The organism is candidate division KSB1 bacterium (genome assembly GCA_022566355.1).
In the GTDB taxonomy this organism is placed as follows: domain Bacteria; phylum Zhuqueibacterota; class JdFR-76; order JdFR-76; family DREG01; genus JADFJB01.
On sequence record JADFJB010000003.1, the window covers coordinates 68,076 to 87,500 of the forward strand.

Here is a 19,425-nt window from a genome sequence, read left to right on the forward strand (position 1 = left end):
CCAGAAAGAAAAAGATTTTGAACTGTTTGAATATATCGCTAAATATAATGTCAACATTGATCCAGTTCCGTTATTTTCAAGTGAGAAATGTTAGTATGTAATAAACATTCTGAAAATACCTTAATTAGCTGTCGTTTCGAGGCAGCGTCGTGAACGTAGTCGAACGGAGTTTACGATGAGAAATCTATTGATCCAAAAAATATAACTTGTAAAAGGCAAGATTTTTCCTCCTTGAGTTTTGTAATTGTTAAATGACCCTAGCCAATAAACGTTTGAATAATAGTACGCATTTGTTTAAATTGCAAGGCTTAAAAGTAACATTAGAATATGAAGTCTATCACAAAAATAATAATACTTTTTAATTTCTTCCTGAGTTTAGCAATCCAGGTCTATGCACAAGAACTAACTATTGCGGTTGCCGCAAATGTTCAGTTTACCATGGAAGAAATTCAAAAAGAATTTACCAAAAAAACAGGCATTCCACTAAACACAGTGATCGGTTCATCCGGAAAGTTAACGGCTCAAATTAATAATGGCGCTCCCTTTGATGTATTTTTGTCTGCAGACATGAAATATCCTGAATTCTTATTTGCAAATAAAAAAGCTGTTACAGAACCTGAAATTTATGCACATGGCAGTTTGGTATTGTGGACACGAAAAGATCTGGAATTGATGGATCTGGTCTCGGTTTTAAAAGATGAAAGAGTACAGAAAATTGCTATAGCCAAACCTAAAACCGCTCCCTATGGCCGGGAATCTTTGAGAGTTTTACATCTCCACAAAATTTTTGATGCAATCGAAGACAAGCTGGTATATGCCGGAAGTATTGCACAAGTTAATCAGTACGTGGATTCCAAAGTGGTGGATATCGGCTTCACGGCAAAATCTGCGGTGTTGTCCGAGAAATTGCTTGGGAAAGGCGCATGGCTGGAAATTGATCCAGCCGATTATATGCCAATCGATCAGGGTGTGGTTATTTTGAAGCATGGACTACAAAAATATCCTGAAGAGAGCAGGTTATTTTATGATTTCCTTTTCTCAGATAGGGCCAAAGATATTTTCAAAAAGAACGGTTACCGATTGCCATGAATAAACTCAAGGCTGAAATTGTTCGGATCGATTCTTCAAAAGATATCTCATTGGTTGATTTAAAAGTCAAAAACGATATTTTTTCGTGTGTGGTTATTGAGACTCCCGAGACAGCTGATTATCTAAAAATTGGAAATCAAGTGACCATTTTATTCAAGGAAACTGAGGTTGCTATCGGTAAGAATCTTTCCGGTGAAATAAGTTTACGGAACCGGGTTCAGTCAATTATTAAACATATTGAAAAGGGTGAAGTCTTAACCAGGTTAGTCTTAGATTATGAAGGAGTCGATATTGGATCCATCATCACAACTCGTTCGGCAAATCGTTTGAAGTTGGAGAAAGGGGATGAAGTCGTTGGATTAATCAAAGCGAATGAAGTTTCAATTTTAGAGGGAGATTGAATTGGAATTCAACCTGTCGCCACTAATTCTGACATTCAAACTCGCTATCATTACAACTTTTTTCCTTTTGTTAATCGGATTGCCCCTGGCGTATTGGTTAACGTATTGGAAGAATAAAAGTAAATATTTGCTGCAAACTTTAGTGAGTATGCCACTCGTTCTGCCTCCAACCGTAATCGGATTCTATTTGCTCATTGCCTTTAATCCGGAAAATTTCTTTGGCAGATTTTTGCTATCGGTTTTTGATATTCAATTGGTGTTTTCATTCGAAGGACTTGTGGTCGCTTCCATGATTTATAGTTTACCATTTATGGTTAATCCCATTCAAGCAGGATTGCAGAGTTTACCGGCTTCTATTATGGAGGCATCTTACACACTGGGAAAATCTAAACTGAAAACGTTTACGCATGTGCTGATCCCTAATATTAAGCCATCCTTAATAACCGGCATCATCATTAGTTTTGCACATACTGTTGGTGAATTTGGCGTGATCTTGATGATTGGTGGGAGTATCCCCGGTAAAACCAGGGTTGCCTCAATAGCTATTTACGACGAGGTGGAAGCCCTCAATTATGACAATGCACATTATTATTCATTGATTTTATTTGCGATCACGTTTGTCATTTTACTTGCAGTTTATATTTTTAATCGCAGGTATTTGAAGGCATTTTAGGATTGAAATATTTTCAAAGAGACATGAAGGACACGGAGGAAGAAGAATGAAGAAAGAAAAAAGATAAAAGAAAAAACCAAAAAAAAGGAAAAGACGATTATTTTTGGTGAATTTGTATCCACAATTACCGCGGTAGGGTAAATATTTGTAACACTATTCGCCAATAAAAATTGAAGAACCCCGGAAGGGTTCCATATAAACAAACTTACCCAAAAGATAAATATCTTTCATAATTTAATGATAAAAATTAAAGTTACAAAAACCCTACAAGATCCAGAAGGTGAATTTCAACTGAACCTGGATGTGGAGATTAATGATAATGAATTCATTACCTTGTATGGTAAATCCGGTGCGGGCAAAACCACGACACTACGGATTTTAGCGGGATTGTTGAATCCCGATTTTGGCACGGTCCATGTCGATGATGAAGTCTGGTATGACAGTAAACATGGCGTGAATTTAACTCCCCAACAAAGAGGGATCGGTCTGGTTTTCCAGGACTATGCTTTATTTCCCAACATGACCGTGCGGAAAAATCTCGAATATTCGTTAGATTCAAAAAAGGATTTCCAAATCATCGATACTTTGTTAGAATTAATGGGCCTGGAAAACCTGGCAAGCCGTAAGCCCAATTCGCTTTCAGGAGGACAACAACAACGGGTTGCTTTGGCTCGTGCTTTGGTACGCAAACCAAAACTTCTCCTTCTCGATGAACCTTTATCAGCTTTGGATATGGAAATGAGATCCAAGCTGCAAGATGAAATTTTAAAGATCCATCACGAATTTGCCATCACGACGATCCTGGTTAGCCACAGTTTCGCGGAAATATTTAAACTATCGAACCGAGTGTTTGTGATTGATAAAGGAAAAATCACCAAGACCGGAAATCCTGCTGATATTTTCATAGACAGGAAATTAAGCGGTAAATTTAAGTTTGAAGGCAAAATCCTGGCGTTGCAAAAAAGTGATGTCGTTTATATCGCAACAATTTCTATTGGAAATAACATTGTAAAAGTAATTGCTTCAGATGAAGAAGCGCGGCAATTCAATATTGGTGATCGAGTGGTGGTTTCCTCGAAGGCGTTTAATCCGATTTTGATGAAAATTGATCCTTAAGGGTTCTCGGTTGTGTTGGGTGGGGGAAATATAATTAAACTATAGAAAAAATGGACTACACGCATGTTATGAACACGAGCATTAAGTTTGCACCGTACATCGAGCGAGTATTTGCGGATGATTTAAGAGTGAACAAATCTATGTCCGAATGTTACGCGATAAGTTCAGTTCTCAAATAAAGTCTCTTCGTTTTCAAACTAACCCTTAAGTTTCATGAGAATAAACCACTTTCACTTTTCCCCATACACACTTTCCAGCAATGCATCACTAACTAATTCCCATTGAACTAAAACTGCCGTCATTATAGATATTTTGTAGGATGATTTTGCGGGTCAAATCAGATAGCAGCACAACGACCAAATCGGCGCATTCTTCTGCTGTGGCATTACCGAGGGGAGATAATTTTTCCGCAAAGTCATAGAGATAGAGATGATTGAAGCCCTCTATTCCGCTACCTGCTGTGGTTTTTGTTGGGCTTTGCGATAGCGTATTCACACAAATTCCTCGATTGTCTAACCTGGCGCCAAAGTTTCTGGCTATACTTTCAAGCAAAGCTTTCACATCGGACATGTCGGGATACTCGGTGTTGTGGATGGATTAGAGTTGGGTGGCTCCGCACTTATCCGAATAGACTTTTAAGAAAAATTAGCGCTCAATCAGCTAAATCTTTATTTGATTCAGTAGTTAATATTTCCTATTTATTACTTAACGAATCTCGACCAAGAACAAGCACGAGGAGTTTTCTATGGGAAATCCAAAAACAATTCTTGAACAAGCTTTAAAAATGAAACCTGCTGATAAGTTTTTATTAATTGAAGGATTATTGAATAGTCTAGACGAGCCTGACAAAACCATTGATGGAATTTGGGCTATTGAGGCAGAAAAACGGTTAGAAGCCTACAAACAAGGAAAATTAAAAACGGTATCATATGAGGAAATATTTGATGAAAAAAATACAAAGTAATGAAAATTCAAATATCCGACTTTGCTCATAAAGAACTCGAAGAAGCAATATACTTCTATGAATTAGAACAACAAGGATTAGGTCGAAGGTTTAAAAAAGAAATTCAAAAAGCCATTGATCGCATTATAAAGTACCCAAAGGCATGGCCATTTGAAAGAAGCGAAATCAGAAAATGCTTAGTTCACAAATTTCCCTACAAATATTATATTCTTTACAATCTCCCGACATCGTCATTCTTGCAATAGCTCACCAACACAGAAGACCAGGGTACTGGATAAATAGTATTTAAAACAAGTTATTATCCTCCGCTTATCCTGCCTTCGGAATAATCAACTATCCTTCTCACCATACACAGATTCTATCAGCGCATCACTAATTCCCATGGAACTAAAACCGCCATCATTATAAATGTTTTGCATGGTGATTTTCCGGGTTAAATCGGAGAGTAATACAACAACCAAATCGGCGCATTCTTCTGCGCTGGCATTTCCGAGAGGGGATAGTTTTTCCGCAAAATCGTACAGGTGATTGAATCCCTCAATGCCGCTACCTGCTGTGGTTTTTGTTGGGCTTTGGGAGATAGTATTCACACGAATTCCTCGATTGCCTAACCTGGATCCAAAGTTTCTGGCTATACTTTCAAGCAAAGCTTTCGCATCGGCCATGTCTGAGTATTTTGAAAAGATTCTCTGGGCGCCAATGTAACTTAAGGCAACTATACTAGCGCCATTGTTCAGCACCTCCGCTTGCATTGCCGCTGAGATCATTCGATGCAATGACATTGCAGAAACATCCAGTGTCTTGTGGTACCAATCGTAATTCAGTTCCTGGTAGCCTTTTTTCTTACGAACGTTAGGAGACATGCCAATGGAATGAATAATGAAGTCGATTGAACCGAATTGGCTTTTAACTTCAGCAAAAGTGTTGTCTAAATCTTCTGTAGAGCTGGCGTCGCAGGTAATTAAGGGAGCATCGCCACATTGTTTTGATAATTCTTCAATATTACTTAGTCTGAATGCAACTTTGATATTGGAAACCGCAAATTGGGCGCCTTCCCGATAAGCGGCGAGGGCAATCTGCCAACCGATACTGCTTTTATCCAATGGCCCAAAGATAATTCCTTTTTTCCCTTTTAGTAAGCCGTAACTTTTTTCATTCATCGATGAACGCTCCTAATTCTTTTAGTTTGTTTAAAAGTGGTTCTCGCAACATCAATTAACGAGAGATCAAACTTGGCACTCTTCGATAACACCGACCGAAGTCGGTTACTCAAGATGCTTTTTATTGAAGCGAATTAAATCGAACAACGAGCATCCCGAGTAGCAATCAATATTTTTCAATGATTGCATATCGAAAGGTGCCAGGTAGCCGGAATAACCTTGCAAATTTAAATTTAAGTTTGCAAATATGACGAATTTTATTTTAAAATTCAAACTAAAAATCATTAACCAACCTAGTTCATAAATCGCAGTGTTCACTGGGCGCTGATTGTTTTTATAAGACCCAACCTCAGATTTTCTTTTTTCCAATTTAAATTACTTTGAAGACCAATGCGTTCTTTTAACTGTTTGTTTTTATTTGATCTCTATGTTTCTTAGCAATCTCAGCCTTGAATATTCCAGGTTAATCTTTCCGAAACGTATTAATTCAATGATGTCAAATTGAATACATTTAAGACCACTTTACAAATATTTGATTTTGTACCACAAATCGTTTACTTTCTTGACTGTTTTTTAAACAAAAAAAGAATGCAATTTGATTTCTTCTTTGAGGATTCACTCGAATTGGGCATTGGATTTTATCTCCAGTAAATATCAATAAAAAAGGAAACGTAAATGGATAACAATCACTATGATCTACTAACTGAAGACGATATTGAGATTCATGAGTGGTTGGAATCTCTAGATTATGTGATCCAATCAGGAGGCGCAGATAGAGTTCGGACTTTATTGCGGCAATTACAAGTTCATGCACAGAAATCCGGAATTTCCATTCCATTTACGGCTAATACCCCTTATATTAACACAATTCCGGTGGAAGATCAACCGCCATACCCTGGCAGCAGGGAGATCGAACGCCGCATAAAAAGTATTATTCGCTGGAACGCCATGGTCATGGTCGTCAGAGCAAATAGAACTGAAAGTGGTATAGGTGGTCACATTTCCACTTATGCGTCAGCAGCAACTTTGCTTGAAGTGGGTTTTAATCATTTCTTTCGAGCAGGCGGCGAAAACAACGATGGCGACATTATCTTTTTCCAGGGACATGCTTCCCCTGGAATTTATGCTCGCGCTTTTCTGGAAGGAAGAATTTCAGAGACTGAGCTAATAAACTTTCGCAGGGAATTGCAACCGGAAGGTGGTTTGTCGTCTTATCCGCATCCCTGGCTGATGCCGGGATTTTGGCAATTTCCAACGGTATCTATGGGACTTGCCCCGATCATGGCAATCTACCAGGCTCGATTCAACGAGTATTTAGCGGATCGAGGTTTAAAGGATACAAAAAACTCAAAAATCTGGGCTTTCCTCGGCGATGGTGAAACAGATGAGCCTGAAGCGTTGGGAGCCATTACGCTGGCATCACGAGAAAAATTAGACAACCTGATTTTTGTGATCAACTGTAATTTGCAAAGATTGGATGGACCGGTTCGAGGTAACGGTAAAATCATTCAGGAACTTGAGGCGACATTCCGTGGTGCGGGCTGGAATGTCATTAAATTGATCTGGGGAGGTGACTGGGATCCATTAATAGCGAGCGATCACGATGGTGTTCTTATTCGCCGGATGGAAGAAACAGTGGATGGCGAATACCAGAAATATACTGTTGAATCGGGCCAATATACGAGGCAACACTTTTTTGGCAAAGATCCTCGATTATTAAAACTTGTGGAAGGGCTTTCCGACGAACAGATCAGGAAATTGAAGCGCGGTGGTCACGATCCGGATAAAGTTTATGCGGCATATAAGGCAGCGGTAGAACATAGAGGATCACCGACGGTTATTATTGCCAAAACGGTCAAGGGTTATGGCATGGGTGAAAGTGGGGAAGGGAAGAATATAACCCATCAACAGAAAAAACTGAATGAAGACGAAATGAGGGATTTTCGATCCCGGTTCGGCATTCCTATTTCCGATAAAGAAGTTGCTGAAGAAGCCTTTTACAAGCCGAAAGAAGATAGTCCGGAGTTAACTTATTTGCATGAGCGCAGAAAAAAACTAGGTGGTTATCTTCCGTCCCGATCGGTGAAAGTGAAACCAATAAAAACTCCGAGTGAAAAAGTATTTGAAGAGTTTTATAAAGGTACTGATGGCAGGGAAGTTTCCAGCACGATGGTTTTTGTTCGCATTTTAGCAAAGTTGCTCAGAGATGCTGACATTGGAAAATTACTCGTTCCCATAGTGCCGGACGAAGCCCGAACTTTTGGTATGGAAGCTTTATTCCGTCAGGTTGGTATTTATGCCCATGCTGGACAGCTTTACGAGCCGGTTGACAAAGACAGTCTCCTTTATTATAAAGAAGCGCAGGATGGCCAAATTTTAGAGGAAGGAATTACTGAGGCCGGATCGATATCTTCTTTTATTGCGGCAGGTACAGCTTACGCAACCCACGGTATTAATGCGATTCCGTTTTTTATTTTCTATTCCATGTTTGGTTTGCAAAGAGTGGGTGACCTGATCTGGGCCGCTGGAGATATTCGGTGCAAGGGATTTCTTATCGGTGGAACCGCAGGGCGGACCACGCTGAATGGTGAAGGGCTGCAGCATCAGGATGGACATAGCCATATGCTGGCCTATCCGGTACCAAACTTAGTTACTTACGATCCTGCATATGCATATGAGTTGGCCGTCATCATTCGAGATGGCATCTATCGGATGTATGAGAAACAAGAATCTGTTTTTTATTACATAACTGTTATGAACGAAAATTATGCGATGCCGAGCATGCCAAAAGGCGTTAAAGAAGGGATCCTCAAAGGCATGTATCGCCTTGAAAAATCCAAAAAGAAAGATTCGAAATTACAAGCACATCTGTTTGGCAGTGGTACAATCTTGAATGAAGCCATAAAAGCAAAAGATATGTTGGAAAAGAATTACAATGTAGCCACTGACGTCTGGAGTGTTACCAGCTATAAAGAGCTACACCGTGATGCACTTGATGCGGAGCGCTGGAATATGTTGCATCCGGATGAGAATCCTCGAGTGTCTTACATTTCAAAATTATTAGAAAAAGAAAAAGGCGTTTTTGTAGCGGTGTCAGATTATTTAAAAGCATTGCCTGAATTAATTTCCAGGTGGGTGCCTGGTCGATTGATGCCCCTTGGAACGGACGGTTTTGGCAGAAGCGAAACAAGAGAGGCGTTGCGGAATCATTTTGAGGTTGATGCACGATGGATTACTGTTGCAGTGCTTTACAATCTGGTCAAAGAAAACAAAATAAAGCTTACAGTGTTGAAAAAGGCATTTAAGGAGCTTGATATCGACCAGGAAAAAGCGAATCCACTTTTTGTTTAAGGAGATTCCTTAAAGATAACGTTTAACTTTTTTAATTAGAATAGGATAGAATTAATATGAGTAGTGAAGTACGCCTGCCGGAACTTGGGGAAAACATTGAAGCTGGTGACATTATCCAGGTTTTGGTTTCGGTTGGAGATACCATCGATCTGGAGCAGCCAATTATAGAACTTGAAACGGATAAAGCTGTGGTTGAAGTTCCATCCCCGGTAAGTGGTAAAGTAACCAAAATTCATGTCAAGGCTGGTGAAAGTTTAAAAGTGGGTGCTGTAGTTTTATTAGTCGATGTAAATAGTGGGGATACGATTGCAGGAAAACAGGAAGCTGTCGAAGACGCGCCAACAAAAGAAGAAGCCAAAGATGTTATTGAATCAGAACCACATGAACCAGATAAGCCGGTTGAACAAAGTTCGAGTGCTGAAATCAAACCGGAAGCTGCCGAAGTTCCACAGGTCGAAGCCAAACTGCCAGTAGAGAAACCCATTGACAGACCTTCAGGACCAAGAAATGTTGCACCTGCAGCTCCTTCAGTTCGTCGACTCGCGCGTGAGATTGGCATCGATATTAATCAAGTAGCAGGGTCCGGACCATCAGGACGAATTTCTGCTGACGATATAAAGAATCATTCCAAGAAATTGTTGCAAGGCGGTTCACCATTGGCGTCTGTTCAGGTTGAAATTTTACCTGATTTTTCCAAATGGGGCGAAATCGAACGAAAACCGATGAGCAACGTTCGCAGGAAGACGGCTCACCACTTAAGTTATGCCTGGGCGACCATACCCCATGTTACCCAATATGACAAGGCAGACATCACCAATGTTGAAAAATTCAGAAAAGAGTTTGGCAAGAAAGTTGAGCAAGCTGGTGCAAAATTAACAACGACTGCAATCCTGATAAAAATTGTTGCTTCTGCATTAAAGCTTTATCAACAATTTAATGCCAGTGTCGATATGGCGAACAATGAAATTATTTACAAAAACTACCTTCATATTGGAGTGGCGGTAGACACTGAGAGGGGATTATTGGTACCGGTAATCCGGAATGTCGATCAGAAAAATATTATAGAAATCTCAATTGAACTAGCAGAGTTAGCGGCAAAAGCCAGGGATAAAAAAATATCACTTGAAGAAATGCAAGGTGCATCCTTTACTATTTCTAACCTTGGTGGATTGGGAGGCACTTATTTCTCCCCTGTTATCAATTCTCCGGAAGTTGCTATTCTCGGCGTCTCACGTGGTAAAATGGAGCCGGTTTACATTGATGGAGAATTTATTCCAAGGTTGATGCTGCCACTCTCATTATCTTACGATCACCGCGTCATAGATGGCGCTGAGGCAGTAAGATTTTTAAGATGGACCGTTGGCGCTCTTGAGCAGCCGTTCCTGATTTCTCTGGAGGGCTAAAATACATTCCTCTCTTCCTTATGTTTTTCACTATAAATCACTATTTAATATTCTTGGAGATGAAGAATGACTGACAACGCTAATTCCATTCAATTGGTCATTATTGGCGCTGGACCTGGTGGTTATGCCGCGGCATATTTAGCTGCTGATTTAGGTATGAAGGTTACTCTTATAGATAAAGAAGCCAACCCTGGTGGGGTTTGCTTATACGTCGGATGTATTCCATCGAAAGCACTGCTGCACGTTGCTAAAGTGATTACAGAAGCCGAGGAGGCAAAGGATTGGGGTTTGGAATTCTCTACTCCAAAAATTGATATTGATAAAATGCGTGAATGGAAAAATCAGGTTGTCGGGAAACTTACCGGCGGACTAGGTCAAATGAACAAACAGCGTAAAGTTAACTATATTCAGGGCAGCGCAAAATTTCTAAATAATAAGTCACTTCATATTTCCAAAAGCGATGGCAGTGAAGAACAACTAACTTTTGAGAATGCGATTATCGCAACTGGCTCTCGACCATCAGTTATTCCAAGTTTGAGTATCGATTCACCAAACGTATTGAATTCTACAACAGCTTTGGAAATTAAAAAAATTCCGAAAACCATGTTGGTCATTGGCGGCGGATATATTGGGCTTGAACTTGGGACTGTATATGCGGCGCTTGGAACAAAAGTTTCTGTTGTTGAAATGATGCCTGGATTGTTGCCAGGCGCCGATCTGGATTTGGTCAGGCAATTGAATAAAAGGTTGTCAAGAAAATTTGATAGCATAATGCTGGAAACCACAGTAACGGAAATTAAGGAGACAAAATCCGGGATCAAGGTAAAATTTGAAGGTAAGAATGCTTCGGAAGGAGAAAAGATTTATGAAAACGTTTTGGTTTCGGTTGGCCGACGTCCAAATTCTGAAGACTTTGGTTTAGAGAATACAACGGTAAAAGTGAATGAAAAGGGTTTCATCGAAATTGATGCCCAGAGACGAACTGCTGAACCATCAATTTATGCAATTGGTGATGTTGCCGGAGAGCCGATGTTGGCACACAAAGCATCTCATGAGGGTCGTACAGCAGTTGAGGTAATCGCAGGTCATAAAGTGGCCTTTGAACCGGCAGCCATTCCTGCCGTTGTTTTTACTGATCCGGAGTTAGCCTGGTGTGGACTAACTGAAAACGAAGCAAAAGAACAAAATATTGAAGTTGAAATTGCCAGTTTTCCCTGGGCTGCTTCAGGAAGAGCAATAACACTGGGGCGCAGTGATGGATTAACGAAATTAATCATCGATCCGAAGTCAAAACAGGTTTTAGGAGTTGGGGTTGTTGGGCCGGGAGCCGGGGAGCTTATCGCAGAAGGTGTATTGGCCATCGAGATGGCTGCGATTGTTGATGATATCAAGTTAACGATTCATCCACATCCAACGTTAACCGAGACAATCATGGAATCAGCAGAGGTTTTTTTCGGTCAGAGCACGCATGTGTATAAGCCAAAGAGGAGATAATCCTCTCAGACTTTAAAAACCTGAGAGGTTTGTGTCCACAACCGTTATGTCACAATCATTTGAGGTAGGCAAATACTATCATATTTTTAACCGTGGCAACAATCGAGAAAGGACCTTCTTTTCTGACGAGAACTATGCATACTTCCTTAAAAAATTTGATCAATATTTATCTCCTTATTTAGAAGTTTATTCATATTGTCTATTGTTTAATCATTTCCATCTTCTGGTCAGGGTGAAAGACCATGAAAACCCCTCAGGTCTTCAAGACCTGAGGGGTTTAGATTATCAGCGCAATCCAGTCAGCCAGGCGTTCTCCAACTTGTTTAACGCGTATACAAAAGCCATCAACAAACAGGAAAACCGCACTGGAAGTATTTTCCAGAAAAAGTTCAAGAAAATTGAAATTGATAAAGATAGTTACTTAATTCGAATGATATACTATATTCACAGGAACCCGGTCCATCATGGGATTTGTGAACAATTATGGGACTATCATTGGAGTTCCTATTATCGCATGACAGATGACAAGCAGACAAAATTAAAGAGGCGGGAGGTGCTGGATTGGTTTGGAGGTAAGACGGAATTTGTCAATTATCATCAGTCTATGTTGGTTGATTTTAGGGAAGTACAGAAATATTTGATTGAATAGGAGTATCCAGATAAAACCTCTCAGGTTTTGGAAACCTGAGAGGTTTGGGAAAATATAAATCCTAGCAAAACGAAAAAGATAAATCATAATAAAGAGATGAGTCGCTATAAAAATAAAATTCATTCTAGGCCAATTTTTCAGTATGAAACAGGTCAATCAGGCTTACCCTTAAAAATTTCTAAATCAAATTATTTTCCAACACAAATACCAAATGCAGATCTTACTGCTCTAGCTAGTAATAGTAATAAGGCTACATCATCAAAATATAGTACGATTTTTACCGGACTTGCTGCAGCGGCATTCTTATTTTATTTGAATATAGGAGCAAAAAGTCAAGGTGCACAAAATAATGCTAATCAACTGCTGAATAGCTCACAACATTCATCAGAATCATATAATAAGAAGCATGGTCAACTTGCAAAAACAACGGCAACAGCAGATATAACTATTGAAATGTTACATAATGGTTCTGGAATGCCCTTACCTGGAGTGCAAGTTTCTCTTGAAGGAATAACTAACAGTTTTTCTTATAGCGGTCAAACTGGTTTAGATGGAAAAATAATTTTTCAAGATGTCTTTACTGATGTTAAGGATAATAATGGAGGACCACCTCTTGATTTTTCACTTACTGAAGCATATCCTAGTGTTACAAAAGGTCAATCCCAATTCCAGTTTTATCTTTCAAAACGCGAAGTAGTAAATGTCAAACTAATAAATGTAAGGGGTCGAGAAGTAGCATCACAAAAAAATGTAGAGCTCAATCCAGGAAATTATGAATCGTAAATTGATTTTAGAGGAGTTGCAAAAGGACGGTATTGGTTAATTGTTGAAACAGCAGAAGGTGCCATTTCAAAAATGATCACGTACAGAGGAAAATTCCGACAAGGAAAAGCATCAATTGCAACACCGTACTCTGCTACTACTATTTTTTCAGGAAGCTTATCAAAAAAAAATAATGAAGTGAAACCGTATGGTATAAACGAATTATACAAACTTTTGGCAACAAAAGATGGATTCATCAATGTTATGGACACCTTAAAAGTAAAGGGCCCTGCAGAATTCACGAGAAGCATGGATGCTATAAACATCATGCTATATTTTCAATTGTTAGAAGCTGTTACAAACGATACTTTGCGAAATGTTACTATTTACCGTGCCAATGGAACACCTTTGGGGAAAACTAACCAAGATGGATTCGCATCAGACATTACCATAGCAGAAAATGACAAAGAAATAATTATTGGAGATGGATCGCAAATTCTGCCGCTTTATTACGCTATTGTGCCTAATGGTGCAACCGATAGTTTAGGAGTGTTGTATGCTTTCGATAGAGATTTTCCTGTGAGAAAAGTAATTAAAATACAAAATGATGGTATAATTGACGAGAACGCCCCAAACATCAGCGCTCATCTTACGGATTTTTCACCAGAAATTGTAAAAAACGGCATTGTCCCCATGAAATATTTCAATGCTGATGATTCTAAATTTAATGAATTATTAGCATTAGTGAAAAATATTAATGTTCATGCACTTAAAAGCACTCATGGTAAGTATCAAATTGAATTGCCAGATATGAATACAAACTGGTATCATAGAACAGTAAATTCTATACAAGATGAAGTTGCATTAAGAGATTCTCTAAAAGCTGACTTAGGTACACCATTTTTTTATTTATTTGCTAAATTTGGTTTGGCAAATTCATCAGGAGCTAATGACAATCCATTAAGTTCAATTGGTCCTCATTACGCAACAAGCGGGAGAATTATCACAACGTCATTACATCCTGGAACAGTGTTTGAAGAATTTATTACTTTCATTATGCTAATGCAAGGTGAAACCCCGGATCCGAAATACGAATTCACAATATTTAGTGGAGGTCCGAATACAGATTCTTTCCCAACACTATTAAATTATAGAGGGAGACAAATACCAGTTGAAGAAATAATGGGAGCAAAATTCAAATTTGAAGCAGGTACAAAACTAGAACTATTTAAAGCAAGTACACCACAGAGTTCCAGGTAGAGACCTCTCAGGTTTTGGAAACCTGAGAGGTTTGGTTTGATTACTCGTTATTTCACAACTATTCTCAAGAACCTGCGCTTTCCCACTTTAACGATGGTTTCTTCCGTTGGTGCTAGTTCATAATCCGGATCCGAGATTCTTTCGCCATTCAAACTAACAGCCCCTTGTTGAATGAGCCGTCTGGCCTCACCATTTGAAGATGTTAAACCTTGGGAAGAGAGAAGTTTTACAATCCAGATTTTTCCGGAAGATGCGTCGTATTTATATTCAGGCATCTCACTTGGCAGCGATTTTTCTCGAAAAACACGATTGAATTCCTCTTCTGCTTTTTTGGCCTGTGAATCTCCATGATAGGTTTTGGCAATTTCAAACGCAAGTCTGGCTTTGATTTCACGGGGGTTGATCTTTGGGTCTTCAAGCTGTGTCTTAATTTTGGGAAGTTCAGAATCGGGTATGTTCGTTGCGAGTTCAAAATAGGTTAAGATCATGTTGTCAGTAATAGACATGGTTTTACCATACATTTCTGTCGGTGACTCATTGATACCGATATAATTACCCAGGCTCTTACTCATTTTCTCGACACCATCCAACCCGACCAGTAACGGCAGGGTCAGGATAACTTGCGGCTCAAGCCCGTACTCGCGCATAATATCCCTGCCAACCAGCAAATTAAATTTTTGGTCTGTCCCGCCTAGCTCAACATCAGCCTTGAGTGCAACGGAATCATACGCCTGGGCAAGAGGATAGAGGAATTCCATTACCGAAATTGGACGATGATCATTATAGCGTTTTGAGAAATCATCCCGTTCCAGCATCCTGGCAACAGTGTACTTTGATGTTAATGTCAAAATGTCTTCGAAATTTAACGGCAGTAACCACCGGCTATTAAAATCGATCACGGTTTTATCCGGGTCGAGAACTTTGAATATCTGCTTTTTGTAGGTTTCCGCATTCTGTCGAATCTCTTCCCGGGTCATCCTCTTACGCATCTCCTTCTTACCGGATGGATCACCAATCATACCCGTAAAATCGCCGATCAAAAAGATAACGGTATGACCCAAATCCTGGAATTGTTTCAACTTCCGAATTGAAACCATATGTCCAAGATGTAAATCAGGCGCGGTTGGGTCAAAACCTTCCTTAATGATGAGCGGTTTGTTTTCCTTTATTGATTTCTCAATTTTTAGGATTAATTCTTCTTCTGGAATTATTTCTTCCGCACCTCTACGAAGGTGGTGCATTTGTTCTTCAACGCTAGGGAATGACAAACTAATTTACTCTCTTTAGGTAAATAATTGATTAAATCTTAGATTTATGATCCTCAAGACCAAATGCGAAATCCGAATTTCTAATTTCTAATTTCTAATTTCTAATTTCTAATTTCTAATTTCTAATTTCTAATTTCTAAACAAATTACAAATTCCAATATTTAATTCAACAAACCACTTTTACTTTATTTGTTCTAACATATTGTGATTTAGTAATTTTTATTTGCTTCGGATTTCGTATTTAGAGATTCGGAATTCCTAACATTCTTAAATTAAACTTTCAAACAACTCAATATGATTAAAATCGTACCTTGTGTTTTATTTCTCTTCTTAACTCACGATCTAAATCACGTTTCTGAATATCTGTTCGGTGGTCATATTCTTTTTTGCCTTTGGCTAACCCTAACTCAATTTTAACCCGGCCTCGTTTTAGATATACTTTTAGCGGTATCAGGGTTAAACCTTTTTCAATAATTTTTCCTGTTAGTTTATCAATCTCTTTTCTGTGTAGAAGCAATTTTCGAGTTCGTGTAGGTTCATGGTTGTGTATATTGCCATGAGAATATTCATGAATATGAATTCCATATAAAAAGACTTCACCCTTATTTATCGATGCGTAACTATCTTTAATATTGATTTTTGCCTGTCGCACGGATTTAACTTCAGTTCCGGTTAAAACAATACCTGCTTCATACTTTTCCAAAATATTGTAATCGTGTCTAGCCTTTCTATTTATGGCTATTATTTTAATGTCACTGTCCTTCATAATAAATCAATAAAAATAAATGGCTCCAACAATACCTGCAGCAAAGCAATAATATGCAAAATAACTTATTTTTCCTTTACGGATTGCATTTAACAAAAATCGAATTGCCCAATACCCGGAAATAAAAGCAACAAATGTTCCAATCAACATCGGAAAGAATTGTTCAAATTTAGGGGATTGCTCCAATAAATCAAAAAACTTCAAAATTGTTGCACCGAAGATAACCGGTAACGATAATAGGAAAGAAAACCGAGCCGCTTCATTTTTGTTTAAACCCATAAACATAGCCATGCAGATTGTAGAACCGGATCGGGAAATACCCGGAATGATCGCAAATGCTTGAGCCAAACCCATTACCATTGCGTCCGGAAGTTTGACGGATGAGTGTTTAGTAGATGTCAAGTTCGTAGCAAGCAAAATACCTCCGGTAATGAGAAGCATTATTGATACCCAAAAAGGTAACGAAAAAATATTTTCCAAAAAATCAATAAAAAATAGACCAACAATTGCTGCAGGAATAGATGCTAAAATAATGTAAGTCGCAATTTTGAAATCCGAATTTTCTTTGAAATAATACTTAGGATTTGAAAGATTCTTAAAGAAACCAAATACAGAGATTGTCATTTTGAAAATGTCAGCTTTGAAAACTAACACAACAGCCATTAAAGTTCCAAAATGGACAAATACTTCAAATGTGATGTTTTGGTGATGCAAACCCAACAAATGTTGTGTTAAAACCAAATGGCCGGAACTGCTTACCGGCAGGAATTCAGTCAATCCTTGTACCAATCCTAATAAAATCGCTTCATACCAACTCATTGATCATGTCTGACTTTTTGGTTGATCGTGTAATCAATAACAGGCTGAAGGATAAGTGTTTTAATAGTTAAGTTCAAGATATAAATAAAGTAATGGTATAAGCATAAAAAAAGCTCCGACTTTAAAGAGGACGGAGCTTATTAGTGAGGTACTTAAAATTGATAGGGTCAATTTCCCATTGCGAAGATTACGCCACCAGTAATGGCCCAATAATCAATACCACCCAAATTATACTTAAATTCTGCCCGCCCAGTTGCTTTAGGGGAAAGTTCTAAATCCACTCCGCCGGCGACACTAATTGAAAGATCTGTCGTTGAGGCAGATCGAGATCCAGATAGAAATCCTCCTAAATCAAAATCGAAACCAACTTTTGACCTGATAAACCCAAGTCCGGCTGCAACATATGGGGCAGCTTTGGATTCATTCGGAAAATAATAATAACCCATTGCAGCAATCGTTAATGCGGAAAAATCAACCTCTGCACTTGAACTGCCATCTGAGCTGCCTATAGATTTGGACCAATAATCAACAAATGCACCAAATCGAATGGCGTCTGTAATATTTCCCAGATCAACTAATCCGCCAAACATAATTGGACTACCATCAACGCCATCAGGTCCCGCAATACCAAACTTAGCGCCTACACCCTTAAACCCAATATTCATCTGTCCGTAAGACATACCTGTTAAGCTTAAAATAAATATAGCTATAGCAAGCAATCTAAAAATGGATTTCATTATACCTCCTCCATTAGGTTAGTGATTAATATATTTTTATTTTGAAAGTGCACAATTTAGCGATTTATTCGTCTATTGTCAATTTATTTGTTATCTGAGCAGTAATAATTATTTTCATCTAAATGCATATCAAATAAAAAACCCTGCTGTTGAAGCAGGGTTCTTAGTAATTCTATTTTCTTTTATTGTTTAAGTTCATCAGCTTTCTTAAAGGCAGCCTCTCCCTGTTTAGGCATTCCTAACCTTACATAAACAACGCCAAGATTATACCAGAGATTGGAATTATTGACATCTATTGTACTAGCTTCTTCTAGGTACTGCTTAGATAGTTCATAGTTTGCTTTTTCATTTGATTTTAAATCATTAATTTTTGATGCACTGCCGTTATTGTTTTCAAGCTCTTGCCGTTCTTTTTGAAATTTCTCTCCAATATACATATAAGAAGTTCCAAGATGCATTTTTGCCGTACCATCTTCCGGATTAAGTTCAGTCACCTTTTTAAAATCAACTACTGCATCTTCATAAGATTCTGCTTTGTAATGCAGAAGTCCTCTGTTGAAGTAAAGGTCTGGATTTTCCGGGTTATCTTTTAAAGCTGCGTTATAGGAATCCATAGCTTTGTCACTATCACCTAACATACTATAGGAAAGTGCAACATACTTAATGGCATCTTTATTTCCAGGCTCTAATTCCAAGGCTTTATTCATTATATCAATAGTTCCTTGATAGTCCTCGGTATTATAAAGATGGTATCCGTAATTGATCGACAGCTGAACATCGCTCGTATCTAATTCCAATGCTTTTTTATACGATTTAGTTGCATTCTCGTTGTCTTCTACACGAACATAGGAGATTGCTAAATTTTTATATGTACCGGCTTGTGTCGGGTCAATCATCATTGCAGTTTTAAAGTCTGCAATTGCTTCGGTGAATTCATTATTTTGAAACTTTCGTACACCCCTGTTAAAATTATTTTGCCAATGTTTTGTTCGTTCAAATTTAATTTCATTTTCATGGGCATTCGAAATTGCCAGTGACTTATCGAAAGCATCATTCATTTCTTCAAACTTATTTTGGCGGGAGTAACAATACCCTAGGAAATAAAAAGCTTCGGTGTTTTCTGGATTCGCAGCAACTTCCAATTGTAACTGCTCTATTGCTTTATCATATTCTTCCTGTTGTATATACAACTTTGCTGATGTGGAGGCTGTACTTTGACAACCTATATGAGTGATTATGGCAAATATAGCCACCAATCCAAAGATAAATTTTAAGAGTTTCACAACTTCCTCCGGGAATTTAGTGATATTATTTAAATTAGTTTTAACCGTAGAAGTTAATATTTTTTTAAAAATATGTCAAGAATTTAATTGCATTTTCAAGGCGGTTTCATTATAAGGTGGTGTTATAACACCTTTGTCCGTAATAAACGCATTGATAAGTAAATTAGGGGTTATATCAAACGCAGGATTAAATGTTTGAACATTTTTAGGTGTTGTAATTTTGTATTCGA

19 protein-coding genes and 1 pseudogene (1 of these 20 cut by a window edge) are annotated in these 19,425 nt (G+C 38.4%); 12 read left to right on the forward strand and 8 right to left on the reverse strand.

Annotation, left to right across the window (positions count from 1 at the left end):
• The first annotated feature begins 327 nt into the window (after positions 1-327).
• From modA to IIC38_01315, 4 genes are all read left to right on the forward strand, one after another.
• Entirely contained in the window at positions 328-1,089 is a 762-nt protein-coding gene (gene modA, locus IIC38_01300; protein ID MCH8124591.1) for a molybdate ABC transporter substrate-binding protein, read from the forward strand.
• Complete coding sequence (locus IIC38_01305; protein ID MCH8124592.1) at positions 1,086-1,490, forward strand: TOBE domain-containing protein; 405 nt, start codon at positions 1,086-1,088, stop codon at positions 1,488-1,490. Before modA ends, IIC38_01305 begins: the two co-directional genes overlap by 4 nt.
• Before the next feature lies 1 nt (position 1,491).
• Positions 1,492-2,163 (forward strand): molybdate ABC transporter permease subunit, encoded by a 672-nt coding sequence (modB, locus tag IIC38_01310; GenBank protein MCH8124593.1) that lies wholly within the window; start codon positions 1,492-1,494, stop codon positions 2,161-2,163.
• A 237-nt stretch (positions 2,164-2,400) separates the two neighbouring features.
• Positions 2,401-3,279, forward strand: a complete 879-nt coding sequence (locus tag IIC38_01315) for an ATP-binding cassette domain-containing protein (protein ID MCH8124594.1) — start codon at positions 2,401-2,403, stop codon at positions 3,277-3,279.
• A gap of 267 nt (positions 3,280-3,546) precedes the next feature.
• On the opposite strand, the gene IIC38_01320 is transcribed toward IIC38_01315, so the two are convergent.
• Positions 3,547-3,849, reverse strand: a complete 303-nt coding sequence (locus IIC38_01320) for an SDR family oxidoreductase (GenBank protein ID MCH8124595.1) — start codon at positions 3,847-3,849, stop codon at positions 3,547-3,549.
• A gap of 175 nt (positions 3,850-4,024) precedes the next feature.
• Here IIC38_01320 and IIC38_01325 point away from each other — a divergent pair, with 175 nt between their 5' ends.
• Together IIC38_01325 and IIC38_01330 are read left to right on the forward strand one after the other, a co-directional pair.
• Positions 4,025-4,243: an addiction module protein gene (locus IIC38_01325; protein ID MCH8124596.1), complete on the forward strand. Its 219-nt coding sequence runs from the start codon at positions 4,025-4,027 to the stop codon at positions 4,241-4,243.
• Positions 4,243-4,532: pseudogene (locus IIC38_01330) on the forward strand (type II toxin-antitoxin system RelE/ParE family toxin). Before IIC38_01325 ends, IIC38_01330 begins: the two are co-directional and overlap by 1 nt.
• Before the next feature lie 40 nt (positions 4,533-4,572).
• Here IIC38_01330 and IIC38_01335 read toward each other — a convergent pair.
• Positions 4,573-5,403, reverse strand: a complete 831-nt coding sequence (locus IIC38_01335; protein ID MCH8124597.1) for an enoyl-ACP reductase — start codon at positions 5,401-5,403, stop codon at positions 4,573-4,575.
• 675 nt (positions 5,404-6,078) lie between these two features.
• Between IIC38_01335 and aceE the strand changes: the two genes are divergently transcribed.
• The 6 genes from aceE (at position 6,079) to IIC38_01365 (ending at position 14,322) form a co-directional block, all read left to right on the forward strand.
• A complete protein-coding gene (gene aceE, locus IIC38_01340) occupies positions 6,079-8,754 on the forward strand; it encodes a pyruvate dehydrogenase (acetyl-transferring), homodimeric type (GenBank protein MCH8124598.1) in 2,676 nt (891 codons plus the stop codon).
• Between the two features lie 56 nt (positions 8,755-8,810).
• Complete coding sequence (locus tag IIC38_01345; GenBank protein MCH8124599.1) at positions 8,811-10,157, forward strand: 2-oxo acid dehydrogenase subunit E2; 1,347 nt, start codon at positions 8,811-8,813, stop codon at positions 10,155-10,157.
• 66 nt (positions 10,158-10,223) lie between these two features.
• Complete coding sequence (lpdA, locus tag IIC38_01350; GenBank protein MCH8124600.1) at positions 10,224-11,651, forward strand: dihydrolipoyl dehydrogenase; 1,428 nt, start codon at positions 10,224-10,226, stop codon at positions 11,649-11,651.
• Positions 11,652-11,682: 31 nt separating this feature from the next.
• Positions 11,683-12,300: a hypothetical protein gene (locus IIC38_01355; GenBank protein MCH8124601.1), complete on the forward strand. Its 618-nt coding sequence runs from the start codon at positions 11,683-11,685 to the stop codon at positions 12,298-12,300.
• A gap of 96 nt (positions 12,301-12,396) precedes the next feature.
• Entirely contained in the window at positions 12,397-13,083 is a 687-nt protein-coding gene (locus tag IIC38_01360) for a hypothetical protein (GenBank protein MCH8124602.1), read from the forward strand.
• A 72-nt stretch (positions 13,084-13,155) separates the two neighbouring features.
• On the forward strand, positions 13,156-14,322 hold the full coding sequence (locus IIC38_01365; protein MCH8124603.1) for a hypothetical protein: 1,167 nt from the start codon (positions 13,156-13,158) through the stop codon (positions 14,320-14,322).
• Positions 14,323-14,369: 47 nt separating this feature from the next.
• Here the strand turns inward: IIC38_01365 and IIC38_01370 are convergent, their stop codons facing one another.
• From IIC38_01370 to mtnA, 6 genes are all read right to left on the reverse strand, one after another.
• A complete protein-coding gene (locus IIC38_01370) occupies positions 14,370-15,563 on the reverse strand; it encodes a tyrosine--tRNA ligase (GenBank protein ID MCH8124604.1) in 1,194 nt (397 codons plus the stop codon).
• Positions 15,564-15,888: 325 nt separating this feature from the next.
• Positions 15,889-16,356, reverse strand: a complete 468-nt coding sequence (smpB, locus tag IIC38_01375) for an SsrA-binding protein SmpB (GenBank protein MCH8124605.1) — start codon at positions 16,354-16,356, stop codon at positions 15,889-15,891.
• Positions 16,357-16,362: 6 nt separating this feature from the next.
• Positions 16,363-17,175: an undecaprenyl-diphosphate phosphatase gene (locus IIC38_01380; GenBank protein MCH8124606.1), complete on the reverse strand. Its 813-nt coding sequence runs from the start codon at positions 17,173-17,175 to the stop codon at positions 16,363-16,365.
• 167 nt (positions 17,176-17,342) lie between these two features.
• Positions 17,343-17,912 carry an outer membrane beta-barrel protein gene (locus IIC38_01385; GenBank protein MCH8124607.1) on the reverse strand — a complete coding sequence of 190 codons (570 nt, stop codon included), beginning with the start codon at positions 17,910-17,912 and terminating at the stop codon, positions 17,343-17,345.
• A 182-nt stretch (positions 17,913-18,094) separates the two neighbouring features.
• Positions 18,095-19,195 (reverse strand): tetratricopeptide repeat protein, encoded by a 1,101-nt coding sequence (locus IIC38_01390; GenBank protein ID MCH8124608.1) that lies wholly within the window; start codon positions 19,193-19,195, stop codon positions 18,095-18,097.
• A 75-nt stretch (positions 19,196-19,270) separates the two neighbouring features.
• Positions 19,271-19,425, reverse strand: partial view of an S-methyl-5-thioribose-1-phosphate isomerase gene (gene mtnA / locus IIC38_01395; protein MCH8124609.1) — the end only. It continues 895 nt past the right edge of the window; the window shows 155 of its 1,050 coding nt (coding positions 896-1,050); its start codon lies off the right edge, out of view — the gene reads right to left on this strand; the stop codon is at positions 19,271-19,273.